General features: G+C 38.1%; 23 protein-coding genes and 1 other annotated feature. Of the genes, 15 read left to right on the top strand and 8 right to left on the bottom strand.

The features are described from left to right. Nucleotides 1-20 precede the first annotated feature (20 nt). Nucleotides 21-1,697, bottom strand: a complete 1,677-nt coding sequence (locus JEP71_RS09740; RefSeq protein ID WP_198620488.1) for a DUF2813 domain-containing protein — start codon at nt 1,695-1,697, stop codon at nt 21-23. A 343-nt stretch (nt 1,698-2,040) separates the two neighbouring features. Here JEP71_RS09740 and JEP71_RS09735 point away from each other — a divergent pair, with 343 nt between their 5' ends. The 6 genes from JEP71_RS09735 (at nt 2,041) to artM (ending at nt 7,447) form a co-directional block, all read left to right on the top strand. Beyond that, nucleotides 2,041-2,943, top strand: coding sequence for a lysine exporter LysO family protein (locus JEP71_RS09735; protein WP_196533032.1), 903 nt, complete (start codon nt 2,041-2,043; stop codon nt 2,941-2,943). Nucleotides 2,944-2,995: 52 nt separating this feature from the next. After that, complete coding sequence (locus JEP71_RS09730) at nt 2,996-4,453, top strand: DUF2867 domain-containing protein (protein ID WP_198620487.1); 1,458 nt, start codon at nt 2,996-2,998, stop codon at nt 4,451-4,453. A gap of 112 nt (nt 4,454-4,565) precedes the next feature. Further along, nucleotides 4,566-5,294: an arginine ABC transporter ATP-binding protein ArtP gene (gene artP / locus JEP71_RS09725; protein WP_109373499.1), complete on the top strand. Its 729-nt coding sequence runs from the start codon at nt 4,566-4,568 to the stop codon at nt 5,292-5,294. Between the two features lie 14 nt (nt 5,295-5,308). Further along, nucleotides 5,309-6,043, top strand: a complete 735-nt coding sequence (artJ, locus tag JEP71_RS09720) for an arginine ABC transporter substrate-binding protein (protein WP_023581291.1) — start codon at nt 5,309-5,311, stop codon at nt 6,041-6,043. A 31-nt stretch (nt 6,044-6,074) separates the two neighbouring features. Beyond that, on the top strand, nt 6,075-6,779 hold the full coding sequence (gene artQ / locus JEP71_RS09715; protein WP_198626155.1) for an arginine ABC transporter permease ArtQ: 705 nt from the start codon (nt 6,075-6,077) through the stop codon (nt 6,777-6,779). Further along, on the top strand, nt 6,779-7,447 hold the full coding sequence (gene artM, locus JEP71_RS09710) for an arginine ABC transporter permease ArtM (RefSeq protein ID WP_196533029.1): 669 nt from the start codon (nt 6,779-6,781) through the stop codon (nt 7,445-7,447). The genes artQ and artM overlap by 1 nt, the downstream gene beginning before the upstream one ends. 119 nt (nt 7,448-7,566) lie before the next feature. On the opposite strand, the gene JEP71_RS09705 is transcribed toward artM, so the two are convergent. The 4 genes from JEP71_RS09705 to JEP71_RS09690 all read right to left on the bottom strand — a co-directional run bounded on the left by JEP71_RS09705 (nt 7,567) and on the right by JEP71_RS09690 (nt 11,020). Continuing rightward, on the bottom strand, nt 7,567-8,766 hold the full coding sequence (locus JEP71_RS09705) for a multidrug effflux MFS transporter (protein WP_198626154.1): 1,200 nt from the start codon (nt 8,764-8,766) through the stop codon (nt 7,567-7,569). 105 nt (nt 8,767-8,871) lie between these two features. Then, nucleotides 8,872-10,005 carry a 23S rRNA (uracil(747)-C(5))-methyltransferase RlmC gene (gene rlmC, locus JEP71_RS09700; RefSeq protein WP_198626153.1) on the bottom strand — a complete coding sequence of 378 codons (1,134 nt, stop codon included), beginning with the start codon at nt 10,003-10,005 and terminating at the stop codon, nt 8,872-8,874. Between the two features lie 30 nt (nt 10,006-10,035). Further along, nucleotides 10,036-10,551, bottom strand: coding sequence for a YbjN domain-containing protein (locus JEP71_RS09695; protein WP_109373494.1), 516 nt, complete (start codon nt 10,549-10,551; stop codon nt 10,036-10,038). A 166-nt stretch (nt 10,552-10,717) separates the two neighbouring features. Next, nucleotides 10,718-11,020 (bottom strand): YbjC family protein, encoded by a 303-nt coding sequence (locus JEP71_RS09690; protein ID WP_196533025.1) that lies wholly within the window; start codon nt 11,018-11,020, stop codon nt 10,718-10,720. A 171-nt stretch (nt 11,021-11,191) separates the two neighbouring features. On the opposite strand from JEP71_RS09690, the gene JEP71_RS09685 reads away from it, so the two are divergent. Beyond that, nucleotides 11,192-11,455: a GrxA family glutaredoxin gene (locus tag JEP71_RS09685; RefSeq protein WP_036912158.1), complete on the top strand. Its 264-nt coding sequence runs from the start codon at nt 11,192-11,194 to the stop codon at nt 11,453-11,455. A 253-nt stretch (nt 11,456-11,708) separates the two neighbouring features. On the opposite strand, the gene JEP71_RS09680 is transcribed toward JEP71_RS09685, so the two are convergent. After that, entirely contained in the window at nt 11,709-12,134 is a 426-nt protein-coding gene (locus JEP71_RS09680; protein WP_198626152.1) for a secondary thiamine-phosphate synthase enzyme YjbQ, read from the bottom strand. Nucleotides 12,135-12,372: 238 nt separating this feature from the next. Here JEP71_RS09680 and ybjG point away from each other — a divergent pair, with 238 nt between their 5' ends. The 4 genes from ybjG to JEP71_RS09660 all read left to right on the top strand — a co-directional run bounded on the left by ybjG (nt 12,373) and on the right by JEP71_RS09660 (nt 18,701). Further along, nucleotides 12,373-12,984, top strand: coding sequence for an undecaprenyl-diphosphate phosphatase (gene ybjG / locus JEP71_RS09675; protein WP_198620482.1), 612 nt, complete (start codon nt 12,373-12,375; stop codon nt 12,982-12,984). A 911-nt stretch (nt 12,985-13,895) separates the two neighbouring features. Further along, on the top strand, nt 13,896-15,212 hold the full coding sequence (locus JEP71_RS09670) for an HAAAP family serine/threonine permease (protein WP_160230107.1): 1,317 nt from the start codon (nt 13,896-13,898) through the stop codon (nt 15,210-15,212). A gap of 125 nt (nt 15,213-15,337) precedes the next feature. Next, entirely contained in the window at nt 15,338-16,702 is a 1,365-nt protein-coding gene (locus JEP71_RS09665; protein ID WP_198620481.1) for an L-serine ammonia-lyase, read from the top strand. Between the two features lie 328 nt (nt 16,703-17,030). Continuing rightward, nucleotides 17,031-18,701, top strand: a complete 1,671-nt coding sequence (locus tag JEP71_RS09660) for a formate--tetrahydrofolate ligase (RefSeq protein WP_198626151.1) — start codon at nt 17,031-17,033, stop codon at nt 18,699-18,701. A gap of 150 nt (nt 18,702-18,851) precedes the next feature. Here the strand turns inward: JEP71_RS09660 and JEP71_RS09655 are convergent, their stop codons facing one another. Further along, nucleotides 18,852-20,054, bottom strand: a complete 1,203-nt coding sequence (locus JEP71_RS09655) for a serine hydrolase (protein ID WP_109373487.1) — start codon at nt 20,052-20,054, stop codon at nt 18,852-18,854. A gap of 157 nt (nt 20,055-20,211) precedes the next feature. On the opposite strand from JEP71_RS09655, the gene JEP71_RS09650 reads away from it, so the two are divergent. Beyond that, a complete protein-coding gene (locus tag JEP71_RS09650) occupies nt 20,212-20,832 on the top strand; it encodes a glutathione S-transferase family protein (protein WP_198620478.1) in 621 nt (206 codons plus the stop codon). A 1-nt stretch (nt 20,833) separates the two neighbouring features. On the opposite strand, the gene JEP71_RS09645 is transcribed toward JEP71_RS09650, so the two are convergent. Beyond that, a complete protein-coding gene (locus JEP71_RS09645) occupies nt 20,834-21,655 on the bottom strand; it encodes an SDR family oxidoreductase (RefSeq protein WP_109373485.1) in 822 nt (273 codons plus the stop codon). A gap of 371 nt (nt 21,656-22,026) precedes the next feature. After that, nucleotides 22,027-22,156: a sequence feature (His leader region), on the top strand. A 44-nt stretch (nt 22,157-22,200) separates the two neighbouring features. On the opposite strand from JEP71_RS09645, the gene hisG reads away from it, so the two are divergent. Genes hisG through hisC form a run of 3 tightly spaced genes read left to right on the top strand, consistent with a single transcriptional unit; the run spans nt 22,201 to nt 25,507 of the window. Continuing rightward, nucleotides 22,201-23,100, top strand: coding sequence for an ATP phosphoribosyltransferase (hisG, locus tag JEP71_RS09640; RefSeq protein WP_109373484.1), 900 nt, complete (start codon nt 22,201-22,203; stop codon nt 23,098-23,100). Nucleotides 23,101-23,106: 6 nt separating this feature from the next. Beyond that, complete coding sequence (gene hisD, locus JEP71_RS09635; protein ID WP_109373483.1) at nt 23,107-24,435, top strand: histidinol dehydrogenase; 1,329 nt, start codon at nt 23,107-23,109, stop codon at nt 24,433-24,435. Beyond that, nucleotides 24,425-25,507 (top strand): histidinol-phosphate transaminase, encoded by a 1,083-nt coding sequence (hisC, locus tag JEP71_RS09630; protein WP_198626150.1) that lies wholly within the window; start codon nt 24,425-24,427, stop codon nt 25,505-25,507. The genes hisD and hisC overlap by 11 nt, the downstream gene beginning before the upstream one ends. Nucleotides 25,508-25,546: the final 39 nt, after the last annotated feature.

Genomic DNA, 25,546 nt, shown 5'->3' with positions numbered 1-25,546 from the left:
TCACTTATTGGCGAACTTAATTAATTCGCTTTGCCTCGGGCAAGCCATGCAACACGAGAAAACATACTTTTCAGTATTGAAGGGATGGAGTCTACTCCACGTTGAGCCGCATTATTAGCCACTATTAGTGCGAGATCAGGCTTGGATGAACGTTGAATTGCTTTAATGATCACGCGTCGAGTTGGCCATTTTTCATTATCTGGCACACCTGCGACATCATGATATACATTGCGAAAGCCTTCTTTGTATAAAAAGTGTTCCATATCTAACGCAGGAAGCTTCGTTAATCTATCACGCTCTGCATCATTGCTTTTTAACGCAAAATCCTTAACGGTAGCGGCATATTTCTTACCTGCTTCATCACCATCCACTAAGGTATGCCATTCTATCCCCATATAAGTTGCGTACTTTAATAATGGCTTAAGCCCACATTGAGCAAACTCAATGACTTTTATTCCTTCCGCTTCAAAGAAATAATTACATTGCCTTGCCAATTCGTTCATTAACCAAATCTCTGTTTCACCTTCTACCAATAACCAACAACGCGCAAATAACGCAGAAGGTCGGTTATAACGAATATGAAATGAGATACGCCGCTCTTCATCAGAATGTAGTTGCTGACCTCCAACACGGTAAGCAGCAACTTTATCGGTATCACGCACTAAACGGCAAACACTCTGCAACGGTGCTAGTGAAAGCAGTTCACCTGAGTTTGTGGTTGTGATCCGTTGTAATGAGAAAAGATTGAGTAATCCCCAAGCCACCGAAAGCATAATAGGATGTAAACGCGTTTCTGGGTTTTCAACAATCACGATAGGTCTTGCATACGGATCCAGCGCAACACTACCACGAGACTGTAAAATAGAAGAAAACATCCCCAAGATAATTAATCGAATACTTCTCTGATTGGGTTTTGCCAACACTTTATTGATATTTTCTAACGCATGCCAGCCGCGTATATGAGGCTCGTTGACTTTGCTATGGCGAGAGTGAGATTTGAACAGCAACGAACCGTGATCTGCAAAATAGTGCCCTAACAGTTGTTGCATTGCATCAAGGCCTTCACGTAAATCCTCATCTGATAACTCGTCAGGATTTTTGACTAACGCTTTGGTTAACTCGCTCATTTTGTTATTAAACGCTTCTCGATGAGGGCTGTTGTGAGAATCGATAACGTCAGAGGCAAGATCACGTACAAAACGCGCATCTTGTAAGCGGAGGACAGGATAAAGCCTAACAATCTCTGCAATGATTTCTTGAGTTTGTCCATTAGGTAAGCGAATTTGCTTTCCTTCTTTATCAAGAAAATAGCGGAATGTTTTTACATTTTTCTGCTCATCCAGTTCGGCGCTGATACGGTAATAGATATGTTTAAGATCGTCACCATTTTCAACCCATACAGGCGCTATTTTATGGAAACGATAAGAACGATGACGTCCTGGGCGAGATTCGGTAAACGTTAAAATAATTTGTAGGCTTTTTTTGCCATTTTCTTCAGGTTCATTCGGCAAACGATGGAAATCTTCAGGTGTAAATGCATATTGATAGGTTTCAATACCTAAACTGAGTGTTAATGCATCAAGTAATGAGCTTTTACCCCACGCATTTTCACCCACTAAGACTGTATTCATATCAAGAGGTAATGAGAGACGATTAAGTCCACGGAATCCAACTATTTCCACTCTTTCTAAATACATAAATTCCCTCGCAAGTTATGACTAAGCTCTGGTTTTATTTTATGCTTTCTATCTTAATTTTATGCTTAATCAGCTAATAATTTCACTTAATGGATGTTTTCATTAATATCACAGTTAAAGCGCGCCGTAATAAAATTTACTCAACTATTCGATATATACCCAAATCGTTCGCATTTCAAACAATTAAAGCCTCTTACACCTAAACGTGGTAGGCTCATTACCCTTAATAAATATTTTAGACTTATCTTAATTTCTGTATCCACAACATCATAAGTAAATGTTATAATCCAATTCACGTTATTAGTTTATTTTATAATTTGAGCACACTCAGTAAGGAATAGAAATGCTGTCAGGGTTATTGATTATCCTACTTCCACTTTTTGTAGGATATTTGATTAAGTTAAACAATCGCCCATTGCTTCATCTAGCAAACCGCCTACTTAGCGCGATGGTTTACGTTATCCTATTTCTAATGGGCGTTAGTTTAGCCATGCTAGATAATATTGGTGAAAACTTAGTCTCCATTCTTGCTTATGCCAGTGTTTTCTTTTTATGTACCTTTGGCGCAAACTTAGTGTTCTTATGGTTACTCGATAAAAAAGATCCTTGGCATGTGCCTGCTCATAAGCAATCCAAGCCTCCATCACGCATCAAAATGGTGCTCGAATCACTGCAACTATGCGGTGTTGTCGTTGTGGGTTTTTTTGTGGGATTAACTGGCTGGTCAATTTTTCATTACGCCTCTCATGCCAGCCAAGGCGCGCTTATCTTCTTACTTTGGTTAGTAGGGTTACAATTGCGTAATAGCGGAATGAGCCCAAAACAAATTTTAATTAACCGTCGAGGTACAACAGTCGCGGTAGTAATGGGCGTTAGCGCCCTTGCAGGTGGAGCTTTAGCCGCTTATTTACTGGGATTACCTTTGAAAATGGGATTAGCAATAGCATCAGGTTATGGCTGGTATTCTTTATCAGGCATTGTCTTAACAGATGCATTTGGTCCCGTTATCGGGAGTACCGCTTTCTTTAATGACTTAATGCGAGAATTAGCGGCAATCATGCTTATTCCTATTATTGTTAATCGTTATAGAAATACAGCATTAGGGATTTGTGGTTCAACATCAATGGACTTCACCTTACCTGTTTTACAACGCAGTGGTGGTGTTGCCATCGTTCCCGCAGCTATTGTGCATGGATTCGTGTTAAGTTTAATCACACCAATCTTGATGGCGTTCTTTACTTCATAGAAAAATCAGTAACAATAGAACGATAACGTTCTCTTTTTACAATGGATTAACAATGAATCAACAACGTGTATTAGTACTTGGTGCCAGTGGACATATTGGTCAAAATCTTATTCCAGCTCTGATAAAACAAGGTCATCAAGTCACGGCAGGTGCCCGTAGAATTGACTGGATGATGTCTCAAGGTTGGGAAAATACACGCTGTATTTTTGTCGATCTCCACAATCCTGAAACACTTAAAAAGGTGATGCAAGATACCGATATTGTCTATTATCTTGTTCATAGTATGGGAGATGCGCATAATCTAGTTGAACTAGAGCGTCAAGCTGCCATAAATGTTGTTGAAGCACTTGAAGGCTCAAACGTTCAACAAATTATCTTTCTAAGTGCCTTACAACATGAAGATCAGCAATATTCACCTCATCTTATTGCACGAAAACTTACAGGTGAAGTTTTAAGAACCAGCACTATTCCTGTAACAGAAATCCGTACCTCAATGATTGTAGGACCGGGTTCTGCTGCCTTTGAAATTATGCGTGATATGGTTTATAACCTTCCTATTCTTACGCCACCTCGCTGGGTTCGTTCAAAATCCTCCCCTATTGCCTTAAAAAACTTAATTCACTATTTAACGGAAATTATTCATCACCCTACACATCAGCACCGAATTTTTGATGCTGGTGGCCCTGAATACATCAGCTATCAAACCCTTTTTGAGCGCTTCATTAAAATTTCAGGTAAAAAGCGGATGCTAATCCCCATTCCGATGCCAGCTAGTTTAATTTCGGCAGGATTTATCAGTATGATAACGTCTGTGCCCACCTCTATTGCCAAAGAACTGATCCAAGGGCTTAAATATGATCTCCCTGCCAACGATGCGCCATTACGTAAACTTATTCCTCAATCTCTAATTAAATTTGATGATGCGGTAAAAGAAACACTCGCTGATGAAGAAGCAGCTTTAGATAACCAAGATTGGGGTTACTCTTCGGCAGTCCGTAGTCGCTGGAAACCCGGTTATGGTTATTACCCTAAAAATGCAGGCTGCACAGTATCCACACCTGCAAGCGCGGCATCCCTTTGGCATACAGTGCAACAAATTGGCGGAGAACAAGGCTATTTCTATGGTAATGCGCTATGGAAAACACGCGCCATTATGGATGATATCGCTGGAAATAAAGTCACTTATGGGCGCCCATCAAGAGAAACATTAGAGCTTGGCGATATGATTGACGGCTGGCGAGTGATCAAACTTGAGCCTGAAAAACAGCTCACACTGTTATTTGGAATGAAAGCACCCGGTTTAGGCAGACTCTCTTTCACGATCCACGACAGTGGTAATCTTCGTTCAATAGATGTTCGTGCTTGGTGGCATCCCGCAGGATTTAGTGGATTACTTTATTGGTTTGCCATGATGCCAGCACACTTATTTATTTTCAAAGGTATGGCTAAAACAATAAGTACTAACGCTTACAAACTGGATAAAAATTCACCTAACAGTGAAAAAAAATAGCCGAATTACCCATTTTTACGTAAAAAAACCACTTTATTATGCAGTTTTAGTTGCATAATTATTCTTACCGTTTTATTATTTGAACCAGTTAATGACTATTCAGAAAAAACGCATGAGTATTCAATTAAAAAACATAAATTGTTTCTACGGTTCGCACCAAGCACTCTATGATATTAATCTAGAATGCTCTGCTGGTGAAACAATGGTTCTATTAGGACCAAGTGGTGCAGGTAAGAGCTCACTAATGAGAGTTCTTAATTTATTAGAAATGCCACGTTCAGGCGAATTAGAAATTGCGGGTCTACATTTTGACTTTAGCCAACAACCCAACGCAAAGGCAATTCGTTCATTACGCCAAAATGTGGGCATGGTATTTCAACAATACAATTTATGGCCACATTTAACGGTTCTTGATAATTTAATTGAGGCACCTTGTCGTGTATTAGGTTTATCAAAACCACAGGCCAAAGAAAAAGCAATGAAATTACTTGAACGTTTACGTTTAAGTGAATACGCAGAACGCTTCCCACTGCATTTATCAGGGGGACAGCAACAGCGTGTTGCTATTGCTAGAGCATTAATGATGGAGCCTCAAGTTCTCTTATTTGATGAGCCAACGGCAGCATTAGATCCTGAAATTACCGCTCAAGTTGTTGATATAATTAAAGAGCTTTCTGAAACGGGTATTACACAAGTGATTGTGACCCACGAAGTTGAAATCGCACGCAAAGCCGCGAGCAAAGTTGTATATATGGAAAACGGCCGTATTATAGAGCAAGGTGATAACTATCGTTTCACTGCTCCACAAACGGAAGCTTTTGCTAATTACTTGTCACACTAAATCAGGATCAGACAATGAAAAAAATATTATTTGCAGCACTTCTGACCAGTATTACACTTTCTGCAACTGCGGCTGAGAAAGAGACAATTCGTTTTGCAACGGAAGCAACGTATCCTCCATTTGAAATGATTGATGCGAATAATCAAATTGTGGGATTTGACGTTGATTTAGCGAATGCAATGTGTGCAAAAATTAATGCTGATTGTACCTTTACCAATCAGTCATTTGATAGTTTAATTCCTAGTCTGAAATTCCGTCGTTTTGAAGCATTAATGGCAGGCATTGATATTACGCCAGAGCGTCAAAAACAAGTTGATTTCACTGATTCTTACTATGATAACTCAGCAGTATTTATCACAGTAACAGGTAAAATCTCTGATGTTGCAAGCCTAAAAGGCAAGCAAATTGGTGTGCAGAATGGGACAACCCATCAGAAATTCATCAATGAACAACACAAAGAGATGAAAACGGTTCCTTATGACAGTTACCAAAATGCAGTATTAGATCTGAAAAATGGTCGTATCGAAGCTATCTTTGGTGACACAGCTGTTGTTAATGAATGGCTGAAAAAGAATCCTGAATTAGGTATTGTAGGTGACAAAGTTGCAGATCCTAACTATTTTGGTACTGGTCTTGCAATCGCAGTAAGAAAAGGCAATGCTGATTTACAAGATAAATTAAATAAAGCATTAGCTGAAGTAAAAGCTGATGGCACCTATGATGTCATTTATAAAAAATGGTTTGAATAACGATATTTCAATAACAACAATAGCTTAATAGATGAATGAAATAACAACTCTAGCAGGTGCGGCCGTCACAACGGTCTCACTTGCTATTTCTGCTCTTATTATCGGATTAGTTCTTGCCATGCTGTTTACAGCTTGGGAATCCGCGAGATGGAAAGCCTTTGCTTTCTTAGGAACATGCTGGGTAACACTAATTAGAGGACTACCAGAAATGCTGGTGGTTCTTTTTGTCTATTATGGCACCTTGCAAGGTGTCATGATGCTAATGGATGGTATTGAATTAGGTTCATTCACCTTGCAAATTGATTTTGGTGATACTGAATCTTTACCTTTCTATTGCGGTGTTATCGCCCTTTCACTTCTTTATGCTTCTTATGCTTCACAAACTTTACGTGGCGCATTAAAAGCTGTACCAACAGGACAATGGGAAGCGGGTCAAGCATTAGGCATGGGGCGTATTACTATTTTCTTACGTTTTATTATGCCTCAAATGTGGCGTCATGCTTTACCAGGTTTAGGTAATCAGTGGTTAGTTCTATTAAAAGACACCGCGTTAGTCTCATTAATCAGCGTCAATGATTTAATGCTACAAACACAAAGTATCGCCAATAGAACTCAAGAGCCTTTTACTTGGTATAGCATTGTTGCTCTGATTTATTTAGCAATTACATTAATCAGTCAATATATCCTGAAATGGCTAGAAATGAGAACGACTCGATTTGAACGGAGTGCCTCATAATGTGGGATTATATTGTTGATATTTTACCGGGATTACCAACAAGCCTTTCATTAACTTTTGTGGCTTTATTGGTAGCATTTACTTTATCGGTATTAATGACCTTTATCTTGGCATTAAAAACTCCCATCATTACCCCGATTGTAAAAGCTTATATTACCTTATTTACTGGTACGCCATTATTGGTGCAGTTCTTCTTAATCTATTATGGTCCTGGGCAATTTCCTGCGTTGAAAAACTTCCCGTTGATTTGGGAGTTATTATCAACACCATGGTTTTGTGCAATGGTCACATTAGCATTAAATAGTGCGGCTTATTCAACCTTACTTTTCTATGGTGCTGTAAGAGCTATTCCGTCAGGACAATGGCAATCTTGCCAAGCGCTAGGAATGTCACCAGTACAAACAGCAAGAGTGATATTACCTTACGCATTTAAGCGTGCGCTTTCATCGTATTCAAACGAAGTAGTCTTAATATTCAAAAGTACCTCACTTGCCAGTACTATCACCTTACTTGAGTTAACAGGTTATAGCCGACAAGTCTTTGGTCAAAGTTATGATGTGATGGTTTTTGTTGCCGCAGGTATTATTTATCTGTGTATCAACGGAATACTGACACTTTTAATGAGATTAATTGAGAAAAAAGCCTTAGAGTTTGAACATCGTAATTAAAAACGCGTAAGCCGAACTGTCGATATAAAAACACCCCAGCAGGTTATGAACTGCACCCCAAAAGTTGGACACCAACTTTGGGGTGTTTTTTATGTCAGAATAAACAACAAATACTTGTTCTATTCTTGTGTAGCCTGTTTTTCCATTAACGCTTCTTTGTGGCTTACTCGATAAGCATTCAACGCTAATAAACTACCGAGTAACATCACAATAGCTAACGCTAATTTAGGTTGTACTGATGAAGCCAATGCCGTTAAACCAAAGACGGCACCACCTGCCATTTGAATAAAACCCACTAATGCAGAGGCAATGCCTGCCGTTTTTGAATAAGGCTCAAGCGCATAACTTGTCGCGGGTCCCATAATAAAAGCAAGACCAGCACATGCACTTGCTACAGGAAGCATATAGATCAACCAATGATTTTGCATTTCGGCAGGAATAAACAACAAGCCACCTAATAAGCTCACACAGCCTAATCCCATTAATCCGCTCCCTAAGATCAAACAAATAGGTCTGCCGACACGGTGAATAACGCGGTTCGCATAAAAACTGACAAACATAATCCAAAAACCATTTACACCAAAAACAATAGAAAAAATCAGTGCTGATAATTTTGCATCTTTCATCAATACAATTGGGGCAAATGACACATAGGTTAATGCCATCCCCATTGTGCCCGCATTCACTAAAGCAAAAGTCAAAAAGCGTTTACTGCATAAAATCTCAAGGTATGTTTTACCTAATTTTTGTTTTGATTGAGCAGTATTTTCAGGCTTTGTTTCTGGTAAAAAACGCGCAATTAGAATTAAAACAAGTATGGAGTAGAAAATTAAAAATCCGAAAGGAGCACGCCATCCCCAATATTCTGCCAATAATCCACCTAATAATGGTGCCAATGCAGGGATAATATTTAACGTACCATTTAAAAAACCAAAAACGCGGGCAGCTTCATTACCATTAAAACAGTCACGAACACAGGTAAAAGCGACAACAGAAGTACAGCACACAGCTGAAGCTTGTAATAATCGTGAGATAATAAAAAGCGTTGAGTCTGTCGAAATCGTTGCAATAACAGAACCCACAATATAGATAAGTATCCCCGCGATAGCGATTGGTTTACGGCCAAACTTATCCACTAAAGGCCCTGATATAAGTTGCCCTACACCTAGGACAAAAATAAATAAAGCGATAGTTGATTGAATAAGAGAGACACTACTTCCTAGATCTTGAGCAATCGCAGGTATCGTCGGTAAATAGAGATCGATCCCCAAAGGCCCCAATAACACCATCACTAATAACAACGCTTTTAAGTTCTGCATAAAATAGAATGCCTATCTAATAAAAAAGAAAACGCCCGATGTTATCCATCGAGCGTTAAATACTTATTTATACTAACACTCAATCACTATTTTGTAATAAATATCTTAGTTGTCTTGTAATACCAATAACGTAAGCACTTCATAGTGAGAAGTATGAGGAAACATATCAAATAATTGCACTCTATCTATCTGATAGTGAGAAAGTTGCTGAATATCTTTTGCCATGGTTTGAGCATTACAACTTGAGTAAAGAATAAAGCGAGGTTTCATTTTATTTAGATAACCGCATAATGCCTCACCAATACCTCTCCTTGGTGGATTCACAAGCACTAATTCAGGAACAGACTCTTTTGCTAATGCATAGCCCGTTGAATCTAATGCTTGGAATTCAACATGTTCTAGCCCTAATTCCTGAGCTGATAAACGCGCACATTCAATAGCTTCTGGACTAATTTCAATACCTGTTAATTGGGTTGATTTATCCGCACAATGCAACCCAAACCCCCCAGATCCACAAAACATATCCCACAGATGCATGATATTTAATTCTCTTACCCAACGCCCAGCAGTAGCATAAAGTGATGAGGCAACTTCTGGATTAGTTTGAAAAAAGCCTCTTGGACGAATATGCAATGGAATTTGGTTAAATGATTCATCCAAGAACGTTTTTTCAGTCAGAATAATTTCTTGCTCGCCTTCCAAAATAGCCATATGGATAGGTTGAATATTCACGGAGATAACGGCTAATTGAGGCAATTGCGCTTGTAACCAAGGAAGTGCTTTGCGAAGTTGTTCTAGTTTTTTTTCTGAGCGCAAAACAAAGCGCAACATCATGGTGCTATTACTTCGACTCTCAGTTAATAAAATAAACTTGAGTTCACCGCGGCGACGTTCGATGTCGTAAGGAACTAACCCTGCTTTTGCAATAAATGTTTTTAGAACAGGAAACACGGAGGTAAAAGAAACTGGGTACAGTGGACATTCGCATAAATCGACAGCAACACCGTCTTTAGTTTTTAAACCTAAGACGGGTCTTTCGACACTCCCGCTGACGACCATTTTTGCTTTATTACGAAATTGCGCCTGTTGGCTTTCAACTGGCGCTAATTTATCAAAAGCATAATCTTCTGGAAGTAATGCTAATAGGCTGTGCTGTTTTTTCTTGATTTGTTCAGGATAAGCAAGAGAAAGCCACTCACAAGAATGACATTCACCCGCACTAAATCGTGCGCATTGCATAAGATTTTGTAACCGTTATGGAGATTAATATTAATGTACAGTATAGGAGGAGTCAGTTGATGCGCTGTTTATCTCAACATCTTCTTCCTCATCTTCTTCGTTTTCACTTTCTTGCTTTTCGCCATACAAGAAACCGTTATTAAAAATTTCGCTGACGACTTCAGCAGATTGCTCTTCTGCTTTTTGTAAGAATAGGTCAAATTGATTAAGTGAGATACCCGCAGCAACCGGGAATGATTGGCAGAAAACTAATTTTGGTAAGTTCTCATCACTAATTTCTAGAAATGTTTTAATAAATAAAGAGCTTGCATTAATTTGGCTTAGATTTGCCATTAAAGGCACTATTGCTGACGGTTTTAGCTCAGCGATAGCGGTAAATACAAGTACATCCTCAAGAATATCAATTTTAGCATCAAAAATGCCACTGATATATTGAAGATGCGGTAAATGTAACGCCTGACAAGAGTCACATTCATAATAAGCAATCTGTAGTTCATCAAGCCAAGACTTTAGCTGATCCAGATCGGTAGTCACAACAGCGTTCATTCAAATAACCTTTACGCGCAAAAAAAAGAGTGCCTTTTGGCATTGGCGCTATTTTGCCACTTTTTCTATCTTGAAGGCACTAATAAATAGAAAAACTAAGAAAATTAAGCCAATTTACACATTGGATTTTCTTAGTTTCTAATATATTTTGAGGAAAAACAGATAGCTATTCTTCGTTATTCTCTTTTTTCTTTTTATTATTTAGGGATTTATGGTCAATCCCTAAAAAAGTTAATCGATAAATAGCACGCCATACAATATGGATAGCTGGCGGGATCATGCAGATAACCCCTAAAACAACCAACGTTAACTGTCCTGTATATGTTCCTAGCCACTGCGGAGAGGTCATATATTGGTTGATATAAAGATAAGCAACCACCAATAGAATAATCCCAATTATTTCAATGATGATAATGGGTTTTGGCATATCTGACAGTGATTTCATATCTCGATTTGAAGGCTTTTCCATCATTTCTCCACTAAATGCTGTGTTGCAGTCCTATCTCATTATTCGGCAAATTGGTATAATTTATCACACTAAAAGGCAATAACTGTTTTTGTTTAGCCTAATAAAAGGGCATAGTAACAACCAATAGAAACTATTATGCCTGAATTTTATTTCCTCAATAAGGAGTGTCGTATGTTTGTTGTCATTTTTGGTCGCCCAGGTTGCCCATATTGTGTTCGTGCGAAACAACTGGCTGAAACTTTGTCTGAAAAACGTGACGATTTTGATTTCCGCTATGTAGATATTCAAGCTGAAGGAATTACAAAAGCTGATTTATCTAAAACTGTCGGTAAACCTGTTGAAACTGTGCCACAAATTTTTATTGATGAGAAACACATTGGTGGTTGCACAGATTTTGAAGCTTATGCTAAAGAAAATTTAGGCATCTACAACTAATTTAAAAGCGCTAAAACAGTTTATTTATCAATATGTTTTAGCGCTTTCTCTTTTTGTATCATCCATCTTTTCTCTATCATCTCACTCTTTCCAAAAAAAAATTCTATTTTTTTTCATTAGTCAGCGAACTTTCTTTCTAACCCGTAGTCTGAATTAGTGCCACTGCTTTTCTTTGATGTCCCCAAATATTGAGGAGCCCGATAGTTTCAACCCTTTTGGTGAAATAGCTGTCGGGTTTTTTATTGCTTGAAATTTAGTAACACTCACCTTGCAATGTCACAATAATACGACGATTACCACCGTGATTACGATGTTCACCGAGATAAATCCCCTGCCAAGTCCCTAAATTCAGCTCACCTTGACTAATAGGAACCATGACACTTTGTCCAAGTAAGCTACTTTTAATATGCGCGGGCATATCATCACTGCCTTCATAAGTGTGAAGATAGTAATCTTCGTTCTCTTTTACGTTTTGATTAAAGAAGTTTTCAAAGTCACTTCGTACTGTTGGATCCGCATTTTCATTAATCGTTAATGAGGCCGATGTATGTTGAATAAAAAAATGAGCAATTCCGATTTTATATTGTCTTAGTTCTGGTAATTCTTGAATCAATGCTTGTGTAATTAAGTGAAATCCTCTAGACCTTGCACTAAGGACTATATTTTTCTGGAACCACATAAAGTTATACCTCGTTGAAGATAAGAAAAAGAACGATGTAGGAGCAATAACATAAGCGCAATACTCTTTTTAAGAGTGCTTTAGCTCAGTTTTGTATAAAACTGGCAAATCTTTTAAAAAAGCACAATTAAATAAGAAAAAAACACTTTACCCCTATTACTCCCTCATTTACCCTTAAAAACTTGCGTATTATGCATCATAAACATCGCTTATCAGTACGACATGTATGGAGCCTACTTTGCTGGAACAATTCAATTTAGCCGTATTTTCAATGATGAATGCAACACCTGCGGCATCTCCTTTAGAAATCGGTACGGCGATAATTATTGCTAAGTACCTTGTCTATCTTTTTCCGTTATCTTTAGTGTTCTATTGGTTATGGGGTAATGAAAAATATCTTAGCCAGCAAAGAACATTGGTATGTAAAGCGGCTATCTCTTTAGGTATCGCACTTTCTATCTCTTGGGTGATTGGTGCTATTGCTCCTCATGAACGCCCTTTTGCAGCTAACATTGGCTACAACTTTCTTGATCACGATGCAACACCATCATTCCCAAGTAACCATGGTACGTTTGTTTTCACCATTGCTTTAGCTTATCTCTTTTGGCATAACAGCAAACGTATTGGCTATATTATGCTCGGTTTAGGACTTGCGATTGCTTGGGCGCGTATCTATCTTGGCGTACATTGGCCAATCGATATGATTGGAGCTTTTATCGTTGCTCTACTTTCTTGTGGCCTTTGCCAGATCTTCTGGTCTAAAGGTGGAAATATACTCCAAAAATGGGTACAACAGCTCTATCAGCTCTGTTTTGCTTATCCTATTCGCAAAGGTTGGACAAAGGCATAACCTTTCTTATACCGAAAAAGACCACATTTATTGTGGTCTTTTTTATATTTAACTTAAGTGACACCGCCCTTCAATATATTAATATATAAATAAAAATATTCTCTACTATTATAGTATTTGTCCAAAAAAATAAATATGTTGTTATTTTAATCAAAATGAAACTTTTATATTCGTTATATAACAACCTACCAAACTCATTTATTAACAAATTCATTGTCGTATTTATAAACAATATTCTACTTATAAATGAAATATAGCTATATACATTTCATAAAATAAAAGAAATTCATTAATAAATAATCATATTGCATTGTTTCTATATTCTTTTGTCTAGTTTTAAACATTAATTAGAGAAAATAATTTATCATTATATTTCAATTGGATATGTGGTTAATGTAATGTTTTAATTGTAAACAAAAATAACTTAGTTGATTTTAATCATTTATTTTCTAGTTAATAAAAATACCTAAAAATAATCATTAACATATGAATATTTAAGTATTTAGCTTTATTTTGTATTTCCTTTAAAATTGGAAAGTTATTTCAAAATGTTTTAAAAACCGCCTCGAAAAACACAAAATATAAAAAATGTTACATTTTCAGGTTTTTCAGTTATATTTAGCATTTGAGATGGTGATCACGGTAGTTTATCCTGAAAAACACTATATTCTGCACCTCTTAAGTCTGGATATAAACTTATTGAATATTTTTTCAAATTTTGGAAGAGTCTAATTCTTTTGAAATTTAAAGATTTTGTATGTGGTAATTGAAGATATTGAGATAACACCAGGTACTCAATGCACTCATTTATTCATAATTAAATTTATGCCGTGATTATTTCTAAAAAGAAATACAATCGCGCTCTTATTTTTATTCATTATTTTTTTTACCGCGTTATTTCGGAGAGTATTATGGATACAACCAAAGTTGGTTCTATCGCGTCGGGTAACACCCAAGGTGATTACAAAACATGGCGTAAGTCAGATACAGTATGGATGTTAGGTTTATACGGTACGGCTATCGGTGCTGGCGTTCTATTTTTACCTATCAACGCAGGGATTGGTGGTTTAATTCCTCTGTTGATCATGTTAGTACTTGCATTCCCAATGACCTTCTTTGCACACCGTGGTATGTGCCGCTTTGTGTTATCAGGTAAAAATCCAGGTGAAGATATCACTGAAGTTGTTGAAGAACACTTTGGTAAAACAGCAGGTAAATTAATCACCCTGCTCTATTTCTTCGCAATTTATCCTATTCTATTGGTTTATAGTGTTGCTATCACCAATACAGTAGAAAGCTTTATTGTGAACCAAATGCACATGTCTGCACCACCTCGCGCAATTTTATCGTTGGTACTGATTGTCGGTATCATGTCGATTATTCGCTTTGGTGAACAAGCTATCGTTAAAGCAATGAGCGTTTTAGTGTTCCCATTTGTTGCTGTCCTGATGGTCTTAGCACTGTATCTGATCCCAGAGTGGAATGGTGCGATCCTTGATACTCTCTCTTTTGATCACGCAACAACATCAGGTATGGGTCAAGGCCTATTAGTAACCCTATGGTTAGCTATCCCTGTAATGGTGTTCTCTTTTAACCACTCTCCAATCATCTCTGCGTTTGCTGTTGCAAAACGTGAAGAATACGGCGAAAACGCTGAGAAAAAATGTTCACGCATTTTAGCTTATGCGCACATCATGATGGTTATCACTGTAATGTTCTTCGTGTTTAGCTGTGTATTTAGCTTAACACCAGAAAACTTAGCAGAAGCAAAAGCACAGAACATCAGTATTCTGTCTTACCTTGCTAACCATTTTGAAGCACCTGTTATCGCTTATATTGCTCCATTTATTGCTTTCGTTGCGATCACTAAATCTTTCTTAGGTCACTACTTAGGTGCTCGTGAAGGTTTCAACGGTTTAATCATCAAATCACTGCGTGAAAAAGGTAAAACAATCGAAAAAGATCGTTTAAACAAAATCACTGCACTGTTTATGCTGGTTACAACTTGGATTGTTGCAACATTAAACCCAAGCATCTTAGGTATGATTGAAACATTAGGTGGCCCAATTATCGCAATGTTACTGTTCCTGATGCCTATGTATGCAATCCGTAAAGTACCAGCGATGAAGAAATACCAAGGCCATATCAGCAACGCATTCGTTGTAATTATGGGTCTTATCGCAATCTCAGCAGTTTTCTATAGCTTAATTAGTTCATTCATGGGCTAATAAAGCACCTGATGGCTACTTTCATAAAAGAAAGTAGCCATTACAGCTTTAGACTTCAAAACTGACACTTATCACTCTAATAATCACACAGTTGCGCCTTTAAATTAATTAGGGAGGCGAATATTATGGTTAGCGTCTTTGATATTTTTAAAATCGGTATCGGCCCTTCAAGCTCACACACTGTAGGTCCAATGAAAGCAGGTAAAGAATTCGTTGATTTACTTGCTGAAAAAAATCTCCTCTCTTCTGTTTCCCGCGTTATCGTTGATGTTTATGGCTCTTTATCTTTAACAGGTAAAGGTCACGCAACGGATATTGCTATTATTATGGGACTCGCAGGAAATTTACCTGATACTGTCGATATTGATTCTATCGCCCCGTTTATTAAACAAGTAGAAACAACTGGTCGCTTAATGCTGGCAAATGGCATAAAAGAAGTCGATTTTCCTGTTGAAGGCGGTATGAATTTTCATAAAAACAATCTACCCCTTCATGAAAATGGCATGACCATTACCGCTTATAACGGTGAGCAGGTTTTATTGAAAAAAACCTATTATTCTACTGGTGGCGGTTTTATTGTTGATGAAGAACATTTTGGCCAACCTGAAGAAAATGCAGTTCAAGTTCCTTATCCTTATCAATATGCGGCTGATTTACGTCGCCATTGCAAAGAAACAGGCCTTTCTTTATCAGCATTAGTGATGCAAAACGAATTAGCATTACGTAGCAAAGAAGAAATTTCGGCTCATTTTGCGGCTGTTTGGGAAGTAATGAAGTCAGGTATTGAGCGCGGTGTAAATACCGAAGGCTTATTACCAGGGCCATTACGTGTACCTCGCCGTGCTTCTGCATTACGCCGTATGTTAGTCACAGAAGATAAAACGACAACAGATCCAATGACTGTTGTTGACTGGATTAATATGTTTGCCCTTGCCGTGAATGAAGAAAATGCGGCTGGTGGACGTGTTGTCACAGCACCAACAAACGGTGCCTGCGGCATTATCCCAGCAGTATTATCTTACTATGATAAATTTATTCGCCCTGTAAATGAAAACTCTTACACTCGCTTTTTCTTAGTTGCTGGTGTTATTGGTTCACTTTACAAAATGAATGCATCTATCTCGGGTGCTGAAGTCGGTTGCCAAGGTGAAGTCGGTGTTGCTTGTTCAATGGCAGCAGGTGCATTGACTGAACTCTTAGGCGGTAGCCCAGAACAAGTTTGTATCGCAGCAGAAATTGCGATGGAGCATAACTTAGGGCTTACTTGCGACCCAGTGGCAGGACAAGTACAAGTTCCTTGTATTGAACGTAATGCTATCGCAGCCGTACAAGCTGTAAACTCATCTCGTATGGCTTTACGTCGTGTTAGCGATCCTCGTATTTGTTTAGATAAAGTCATTGAGACAATGTACGAAACAGGGAAAGACATTAATGCTAAATATCGTGAAACCTCTCAAGGTGGATTAGCCATTAAAATTTCTTGTGACTAAATCTGAAAGTCTGAAATACAGATATTTATGATAGATAAGGCGCTGATATCAGCGCCTTTTTTGTTTATTAACCTCAATCTTGAGACTCTTCTTTTTTTAATATCCTCTTTTTTGTATGAGATTAAATTGTCATCCTTAGTTAAAATAGTTTTTTTGAAAAAAATAGGCGCTAACCTCAAAAATTATTTAAATGACGTGACGATGAACGCGTTATCTAAAGTAAATAACTACAAATTAATCAATCTATTGGCCATATTTAGATTATTGTCTAGAGTTGATAAATAAAGATCACTAGAGACATCATTAACGGGATAAAAAGAGAATTAAAATGAAATCAGATATTCAAATCTCCCAAGAAGCACACCTCTTACCTATTCAGGACATTGCTAAAAATTTAAATATTGATCAAGACGATATCGAGTTTTATGGCAAGTACAAAGCCAAATTTAGCCACAACATTTGGTCAAAAATTGCGACAAAAAAGCCCGGAAAGTTAGTTTTAGTGACAGCAATAAACCCAACACCGGCTGGTGAAGGTAAAACAACGGTGACTGTTGGATTAGGGCAAGCACTTAATCATATTGGGAAAAATGCCATTATTGCATTGCGTGAACCCTCTTTAGGCCCTTGTTTTGGCATTAAAGGTGGAGCAACTGGTGGTGGTTATTCACAAGTCGTTCCGATGGAAGATCTCAACCTTCATTTTACTGGCGATTTTCATGCTATTACCTCTGCCAATAACTTACTTGCAGCCATGCTTGATAATTCGATTTATCAAGGTAATCCTTTAAATATCGATCCTAAAAAAATCGTGTTTAAACGTTGTATGGATATGAACGATCGTGCTTTACGTAATATTGTTGTGGGATTAGGTGGCGAAAAAGACGGTATCACAAGAGAAGAGAACTTTGTTATTACTGTTGCTTCTGAAATTATGTCTATCCTATGTTTAGCTTTGGATATTGATGATTTAAAACAGCGACTTTCTCGCATCATTGTTGCTTATTCTTATAATGGTGATCCTGTTACAGCAAACGATCTACAAGCCGTCGGAGCAATGGCGAGTTTATTAAAAGATGCTATTAATCCTAATTTAGTACAAACACTCGAAAATACTCCTGCCATTATTCATGGAGGTCCTTTTGCTAATATTGCTCATGGATGTAATAGCGTAAGAGCGACAAAACTTGCTCTTCAACTTGCTGATATTACTGTGACAGAAGCTGGTTTTGGTGCTGACTTAGGTGCTGAAAAATTCTTTGATATAAAATGTCGGGTCAGTGGATTACGCCCTGATTGTGCCGTTATTGTTGTAACCACCAAAGCGCTAAAATATAACGGTGGCTTAGGTAAAGGCGAGTGGAATAATGAAGATTTAGCTGCCCTTGAAAAAGGCATTGTAAATCTTGAAAAACACATTGAAAACCTTAAAAAATATGGCTTACCCGTGATTGTCTCTCTTAATGCGTATGTCACTGATAGTATTGCAGAGCACCAGTTTATCGAACAATTTTGCCAAGATAGAGATTGTCGCTTCGCAATTACCAAAGTGTGGGAAAAAGGCGGCGAAGGTGGTATTGAATTGGCTAAGCAAGTGATTGATACGCTTGAAAATGAACAGAGCCAATTTCAATTAATTTATCCTGATGATGCTTCACTTAGTCAAAAAATCGAGATTGTTGCCAAAGAAGTTTATGGTGCAGGTGGTGTGACTTATAGCCAACATGCTCGTAAGATGTTAGAAAAGATAGAAAGTATGGGGTTTGCTCATTTCCCTGTTTGCATGGCAAAAACTCAATATTCACTCTCAGATGATCCCTCGTTATTAGGCCGACCGACTGACTTTACAATAAACGTTCGTGAAGTGTATGTTTCTGCTGGCGCAGGCTTTGTTGTCGCCTTAACAGGCTCTATCACAACGATGCCCGGATTACCGAAAACACCTGCTGCTATCGCTGTTAATGTTGATAATCAAGGCAAAATAGATGGGCTTATTTAAGTTCTAAAATAGGATATCTCTCTATTTTATTGAGTATAAAAAAATCCGTAATCGTTAAAAAATTACGGATTATTTATATAATAATAACAGCTAGTCTTTCTTTTTGGGTGAAAAACTCAGTAACGCTTTGATAGATCCATTATTGGTGAATTAACCAAAAATAGCATTAAACCAACCAGATACTGTTTTAACAACAAAATCCCAAATACGACTAAAGAAACCGCCTTCCTCAACCGCTTCTTTTACAACTAATGGGCGTTGTTCAATCACTTCATCATTTAATAAAAAGTTAACTGTACCTACAACCTGATTTTGCGTTAACGGCGCTTCTAATACAGGATTAGTTAAAGTAAAAGAGGCTTTCAGATTTTTCAATTCACCTTTAGGAATGGTAATTGAAGCATCGTTAGCAACCCCTAATGCTACTTCACCTTTATCGCCATACCACACTTTTTGAGTTGTCAGTGGTGTATCTGCTTTTACAGGTGTTACCGTTTCAAAAAAGCGGAAACCCCAGCCTAATAATTTTTCACTTTCAGCAAAACGCACTTTATCTGATGGTGTTCCTAAAACAACAGCAATTAAGCGCATATCACCTTCAGTTGCCGAAGAAACAAGATTGTACCCTGCTCCATTAGTGTGACCCGTTTTCACACCATCGACATTCATATTTTTATTCCACAATAAACGGTTACGGTTTGGCTGACGAATATTGTTGAATGTAAATTCTTTTTCTTTATGAATTTCATACTCAGAAGGAACATCGCGGATCATGGCTGCTGTCAGTAATGCCATATCTTGTGCGGTTGTATATTGTCCATCAGAATCTAACCCATGAACGGTTTTAAAGTGTGTATTTTTTAAACCGAGATTCTTAGCATAAGAATTCATTAAATCAACAAAGGTTTCCTGGCTACCCGCAACATGTTCTGCTAATGCAATACTGGCATCATTACCAGATTGAATAACCATACCGCGGTTTAAATCAATCACTTTGACCTGATCACCCGGTTTCAAGAACATCAATGATGATCCCTTCAATACCGGATTTCCCGTTGCCCACGCATTACGCCCAACAATAACCATATCGTCAGGAGACATACGACCTTCTTTGATAGCTTGCCCAACAACGTAGCTACTCATAATTTTTGTCAGGCTAGCAGGATCTAAACGCTCATCAGGTTTCTCTGATGCCAGAATTTTTCCGCTGTTGTAATCCATTAATACATAAGATTTTGCCTCTATTTGAGGAGGTACCGGATTATTTACTGCAAATGAAGGACTAGAAATAATTAGCAGTAAACCCATTCCCGCGGTAACCTTACCCAGAACAGATGGAATATTTTTTTTCATTACCGATCACCCTTTTATATCAATTTGTTAAAGCTTTCCTACTATATGGCTTTCTGGAATAAGACGCCAACATTGATATATAGAGATTTATCTTATATTCATATTTAGCGCCCTATAGAGGGAAATTTTATTACTTATCGTGGTTTAGGAGACCTTTATGTTAAAAGTCTGGGGTAGAAAAAACTCATCTAACGTTAAAAAAGTTCTTTGGTGCTTAAAAGAATTAAATGTTCCTTATGAACAAATCGACGTTGGTGGCCCTTTTGGTGGACTCAATGAAGCAAATTATTTAGCGATGAATCCCAACGCTTCTATTCCAACCTTACAAGATGATGACTTTGCTTTATGGGAGTCTAATACCATTATTCGTTATTTATGTACAAAATATGAAAATAATACCCTCTATCCCATTGATCCGAAACAACGAGCAAATGTAGAAAAATGGATGGATTGGTCAAATGGCAGCCTATTTTCTCCCATTCAACAAATGATGATCATGATTGTTCGCACGCCTAAAGAGCAGCAAAATCCTGAGATTGTTAACGCGTTGAAAGAGAAGCTGAATAAATTAATCAAAATAGCTGACGACCAACTTGCAAAAACAACTTATTTCGCAGGAGATGCATTCTCTCTTGCCGATATGGCGATCGCACCATTGGTCTACCCGTGGCTTGAAGTTTGCAAAGATAGACCTAACTTCCCTCACATTGAGCGCTGGTTTGCACAATTAAGTGAAAGACCTATTTTCCGTGATATCGTGTTATTGCCTGTAAATTAAGTTAATTCATTGGCATTTTGTCGGGATCTGGATAATGGTAATGAAATCCAAGATCTCGACAGATCTCCTGACCATCAATTTCTCGTATTAAAGGCTTCTCTTCTTCAACAAATTCTGGCGGAATAAGATCGAGTTGATTCGACACTCTTGAGTAAAATTCTTTCTTTTTAGGGTGAATTGGAGCACATAAATTATATAAATGACCACCTTCATTCTGCGCAAGAAGTTGTTCGACTGCAAAAATCACATCGTCTAAGTGGACTAAGTTAACGCATTGATGAGCGCCTTTTACCTGTTTTTTACCTGATAAAAAACGTCCTGCATGACGACCCGGCCCGACTAATCCTGCTAATCGAAGAATATCAACTGTAGTCAACGGTAAACGGTGTAGCCAGTTCTCAACTTCTGCTAACATTTTTGCTGATTGTGTTTCTGGTCGAATATCCATTTCTTCCGTGATATTACCTGTTTGATTGCCATATACAGAAGTAGAGCTAATGTAAATGACTCTCGTAACATGGCGAGACATTGCGCTATCCACCAGCGTCTGAATGGCTTCAACATAATCATAACCTCCACCAGCAGCACTGGGTGGTAACGTGATAATGAGAACGTCAGTTTCCATTAAGTAATCAAAATCATCTCTATCACATTCAATTGCGGGTGTTAAATTCACTAAACAGCAGTCAATGCCACTCATTCTTGCTGCTTCTACACCATCTTCAGTGGTTTTAGTCCCTTTAACTTGATAGCCTGCATCACGCAACGCAACGGCAAGTGGTAAACCTAACCAACCTAATCCTACGATGGTTATTCGTTTCATTTTGCTCCCCTACTTAAATGGCTTAGTCAAAGTATGCTATAAAATTTTAGTTTCGCCATTACTTATAAATACTACTTATATTTCGTGAACGTTTAGCATCTCCCTATATACTCGCCTACTTGTTCCATTAAGTAAATAAGAGAAATATTAAAATTACATTAAAAACAAAAGGTTACAAAATAATTAAATTATTATTAAAAAATAGGTTGCTTTCTGCTTTGTAAATCATGTAGGTTGAAAGGCAGACAAATTCTAAATGCAGGTTACTCAATATTGGTTACTAAATATTGATTAACAGTAACGGGCATTATTAAATAACAAATAGTGTTATTAGCTAGGAAAATAATTATGTATAGCATTCAACTAAACCACCATCATCACCATCACCCTGACTAGTCTTTCAGGCGATGAGTGCTGGAAGACGTTTAAGAAACGCTTCCGGTGGTCTGAATGCAGATAACAACTAAAACCCCGGAAGGCAACTTCCGGGGTTTTTTTATAGCTAATTTTCATAACAAAAATATGGACAATGATAGGGTAATAATATGTTAGATAAAGCAAGATTAAGGATCGCAATGCAAAAATCAGGACGTTTAAGCGATGATTCTCGTGCTCTTTTAGCACGTTGTGGCATCAAAATTAACTTAAATCAACAGCGCCTGATTGCTTACGCTGAAAATATGCCAATCGATATTTTGCGTGTTAGAGATGACGATATTCCAGGATTGGTAATGGATGGCGTTGTTGATTTAGGGATCATTGGTGAAAACGTTTTAGAAGAAGAGCTATTAAAGCGTCGTTCACAAGGTGAAAACCCAAATTATCTGACACTACGTCGTCTTGATTTCGGTGGCTGTCGCTTATCTCTCGCAACCCCTGTTGATTTCGATTATCAAGGTGTGGAATGCTTAAATAATACTCGTATCGCGACCTCCTATCCAAATCTGCTCAAACGCTATTTAGACCAAAAGGGCATCAAGTTTAAATCCTGTTTATTAAATGGCTCTGTTGAAGTCGCCCCTCGTGCAGGTCTTGCTGACTCTATCTGCGACTTAGTTTCTACTGGTGCAACATTAGAAGCCAACGGTTTAAAAGAAGTCGAAGTGATTTATCGCTCAAAAGCCTGTTTGATCCAACGCGATGGTGACATGGAAACCGATAAACAAGCACTTATCGATCGCTTATTAACGCGTATTCAAGGCGTTATTCAAGCTCGAGAATCAAAATACATTATGTTACACGCACCAAGTGATTGTCTTGAAGATGTCATTGCATTACTTCCGGGAGCTGAAAGACCGACTATTTTACCTCTGGCAGGTGACCAAAATCGCGTTGCAATGCACATGGTTAGTAGCGAAACCCTATTCTGGGAAACAATGGAAAAACTTAAAGCATTAGGTGCAAGTTCAATTCTTGTTTTACCAATTGAAAAAATGATGGAATAAGGTGAAATGATGAAAACGGGTTTTAATACATTAACTTACTGGAATAAATGCACTAAAGAACAGCAACAAGTGCTATTAACTCGCCCTGCTATTTCTGCATCAGGTTCAATTACAGAACAAGTTGCTAGCATCATTTCACAGGTACGCAATGATGGAGATAAAGCGCTTAAAGCACTCAGCCAAAAATTCGATAAGGCAGCGCCAGAAAGTGTTTTGGTGTCAAAATCGCAAATTGATGCAGCCTCATCAAGACTTGATAGCAAAATAAAACAGGCAATAGCACAGGCGATGAATAATATTCGTCGCTTTCATGAGGCTCAAATTCCTAACACTATCAACGTGGAAACTCAGCCGGGTGTATTTTGCCAACAAGTAAGCAGACCCATTGATGCGGTAGGGCTTTATATTCCGGGAGGTTCGGCACCATTACTCTCAACAGTAATGATGTTAGGTATTCCCGCCCGTATTGCGGGTTGTCGCAAAGTTATTCTTTGCTCGCCGCCCCCTATTGCTGATGAAATTTTATATATTGCTCAACAAATTGGTATTGATGAAATTTTCCAAGTAGGTGGTGCACAGGCGATTGCAGCTATGGCATTTGGTACTGAATCTATTCCTAAGGTTGATAAAATTTTTGGCCCTGGTAATGCCTATGTCACTGAAGCCAAACGCCAAGCAAGTCAATCACTACAAGGTGCTGCAATCGATATGCCAGCAGGCCCTTCTGAAGTATTAGTGATTGCTGATGCGGATGCAAATCCTGCATTTATTGCCGCTGACTTACTTTCACAAGCTGAACACGGCCCTGATTCACAAGTTGTATTATTAACACCTGATGAAACACTCGCTAAAGCCGTTATTGCTGAAACAGAAACACAACTGGCGCTATTAAGCCGCGCTGAAATCGCTAAACAAGCACTTGCAGAAAGCCGCGTCATTATTACTCGTGATCTCGACCAGTGTATTGAAATTAGTAACAGCTATGGTCCAGAACACTTAATTATTCAAACTAATGATGCTGATAGTCGTGTTGATAGCATTACCAGCGCTGGATCTGTTTTTCTTGGTGCTTGGTCGCCTGAATCTGCGGGAGATTATGCTTCTGGTACTAATCACGTTCTACCGACTTATGGCTATACAGCAACCTACTCAAGCTTAGGCTTAGCTGATTTTATGAAACGTATGACAGTACAGAAACTCACAGCACAAGGTTTATCTGATTTAGCACAGACTATTGAAATATTAGCGCAAGCAGAACAACTCACCGCACACAAAAATGCTGTCACACTTCGCGTTAACGCTTTAGCTCAGGGGAAAAAGAGTGATGAAAACTGAATTTGATATCAATACACTTGCAAGAAAAAATGTACGAGAATTAACACCTTATCAATCTGCTCGACGCTTAGGCGGAAATGGTTCTGTGTGGTTAAATGCCAATGAATACCCTATCGCGCCTGACTTTACTTTTAATGAAAAAAACTTAAATCGTTACCCTGAATGCCAGCCTGTTAATGTGATCAATCGTTATGCTGCATACGTAGGTGTGAATGCGAATCAAGTCTTAGTTAGCCGTGGTGCAGATGAAGCGATTGAACTACTTATTCGCGCTTTTTGTGAGCCAGATAAAGATGCTGTACTTTATTGCCCTCCTACTTACGGTATGTATAGCGTTAGTGCTGAAACCTTTGGTATAGAGCAGCGTGTTGTCCCTACACTTGCTGATTGGAGCCCTGATGTTAAAGCAATAGCGTCACAGCTTGATAATGTAAAACTTATCTACCTATGCAGCCCAAATAATCCAACTGGAAATATTGTTAATCCTTCTCTTATTCGGGATGTATTAGCGTTGGCGAAAGACAAAGCGATTGTTGCAGTCGATGAAGCTTATATTGAATTTTGCCCACAAGCGTCAATTGTTTCATGGCTTGAAGATTATCCGAATTTAGTTATTTTGCGAACCTTATCGAAAGCTTTTGCTTTAGCAGGGCTTCGTTGTGGCTTTACGCTTGCCAACCCGCCGGTCATTGAATTATTACTAAAGGTGATCGCACCGTACCCACTTTCAACACCTGTTGCAGATATTGCTGCGCAAGCATTAACAGAAGCAAATATTGAGATAATGAAAAAGCGAGTGGCAGAAATTACACGTAACAGAAGCATTTTATCTGATAGGTTAAAAAAATTGCCTAATGTAGAACAGGTTTATAACAGTGAAACCAACTATATTTTAGTGAAATTCACTGATGCTAATCTGGTTTTCCGTACTTTATGGGAACAAGGGATTATTTTACGCGATCAACAGCGTCAATATGGGCTTAATGGCTGTTTGCGTATTTCTATCGGTACAGCAGAAGAATGTGATAGCGTGATTAATGCCATAAAAAATATTCAAACTGCAAACGTATAAAACATTAAAAACGATAACAACAAAAAATCGCAACTGAGG

This window comes from Proteus sp. PR00224 (assembly GCF_016238105.1).
Taxonomy (GTDB): domain Bacteria; phylum Pseudomonadota; class Gammaproteobacteria; order Enterobacterales; family Enterobacteriaceae; genus Proteus.
This window is presented reverse-complemented; position numbering and strand designations above follow the sequence as displayed.

Coding starts and splice junctions, on each gene's coding strand:
- JEP71_RS09740 (WP_198620488.1), bottom strand. CDS start 1,697: ATGTATTTAGAAAGAGTGGAAATAGTTGGATTCCGTGGACTTAATCGT.
- JEP71_RS09735 (WP_196533032.1), top strand. CDS start 2,041: ATGCTGTCAGGGTTATTGATTATCCTACTTCCACTTTTTGTAGGATAT.
- JEP71_RS09730 (WP_198620487.1), top strand. CDS start 2,996: ATGAATCAACAACGTGTATTAGTACTTGGTGCCAGTGGACATATTGGT.
- artP (WP_109373499.1), top strand. CDS start 4,566: ATGAGTATTCAATTAAAAAACATAAATTGTTTCTACGGTTCGCACCAA.
- artJ (WP_023581291.1), top strand. CDS start 5,309: ATGAAAAAAATATTATTTGCAGCACTTCTGACCAGTATTACACTTTCT.
- artQ (WP_198626155.1), top strand. CDS start 6,075: ATGAATGAAATAACAACTCTAGCAGGTGCGGCCGTCACAACGGTCTCA.
- artM (WP_196533029.1), top strand. CDS start 6,779: ATGTGGGATTATATTGTTGATATTTTACCGGGATTACCAACAAGCCTT.
- JEP71_RS09705 (WP_198626154.1), bottom strand. CDS start 8,766: ATGCAGAACTTAAAAGCGTTGTTATTAGTGATGGTGTTATTGGGGCCT.
- rlmC (WP_198626153.1), bottom strand. CDS start 10,005: ATGCAATGCGCACGATTTAGTGCGGGTGAATGTCATTCTTGTGAGTGG.
- JEP71_RS09695 (WP_109373494.1), bottom strand. CDS start 10,551: ATGAACGCTGTTGTGACTACCGATCTGGATCAGCTAAAGTCTTGGCTT.
- JEP71_RS09690 (WP_196533025.1), bottom strand. CDS start 11,020: ATGGAAAAGCCTTCAAATCGAGATATGAAATCACTGTCAGATATGCCA.
- JEP71_RS09685 (WP_036912158.1), top strand. CDS start 11,192: ATGTTTGTTGTCATTTTTGGTCGCCCAGGTTGCCCATATTGTGTTCGT.
- JEP71_RS09680 (WP_198626152.1), bottom strand. CDS start 12,134: ATGTGGTTCCAGAAAAATATAGTCCTTAGTGCAAGGTCTAGAGGATTT.
- JEP71_RS09670 (WP_160230107.1), top strand. CDS start 13,896: ATGGATACAACCAAAGTTGGTTCTATCGCGTCGGGTAACACCCAAGGT.
- JEP71_RS09665 (WP_198620481.1), top strand. CDS start 15,338: ATGGTTAGCGTCTTTGATATTTTTAAAATCGGTATCGGCCCTTCAAGC.
- JEP71_RS09660 (WP_198626151.1), top strand. CDS start 17,031: ATGAAATCAGATATTCAAATCTCCCAAGAAGCACACCTCTTACCTATT.
- JEP71_RS09655 (WP_109373487.1), bottom strand. CDS start 20,054: ATGAAAAAAAATATTCCATCTGTTCTGGGTAAGGTTACCGCGGGAATG.
- JEP71_RS09650 (WP_198620478.1), top strand. CDS start 20,212: ATGTTAAAAGTCTGGGGTAGAAAAAACTCATCTAACGTTAAAAAAGTT.
- JEP71_RS09645 (WP_109373485.1), bottom strand. CDS start 21,655: ATGAAACGAATAACCATCGTAGGATTAGGTTGGTTAGGTTTACCACTT.
- hisG (WP_109373484.1), top strand. CDS start 22,201: ATGTTAGATAAAGCAAGATTAAGGATCGCAATGCAAAAATCAGGACGT.
- hisD (WP_109373483.1), top strand. CDS start 23,107: ATGATGAAAACGGGTTTTAATACATTAACTTACTGGAATAAATGCACT.
- hisC (WP_198626150.1), top strand. CDS start 24,425: ATGAAAACTGAATTTGATATCAATACACTTGCAAGAAAAAATGTACGA.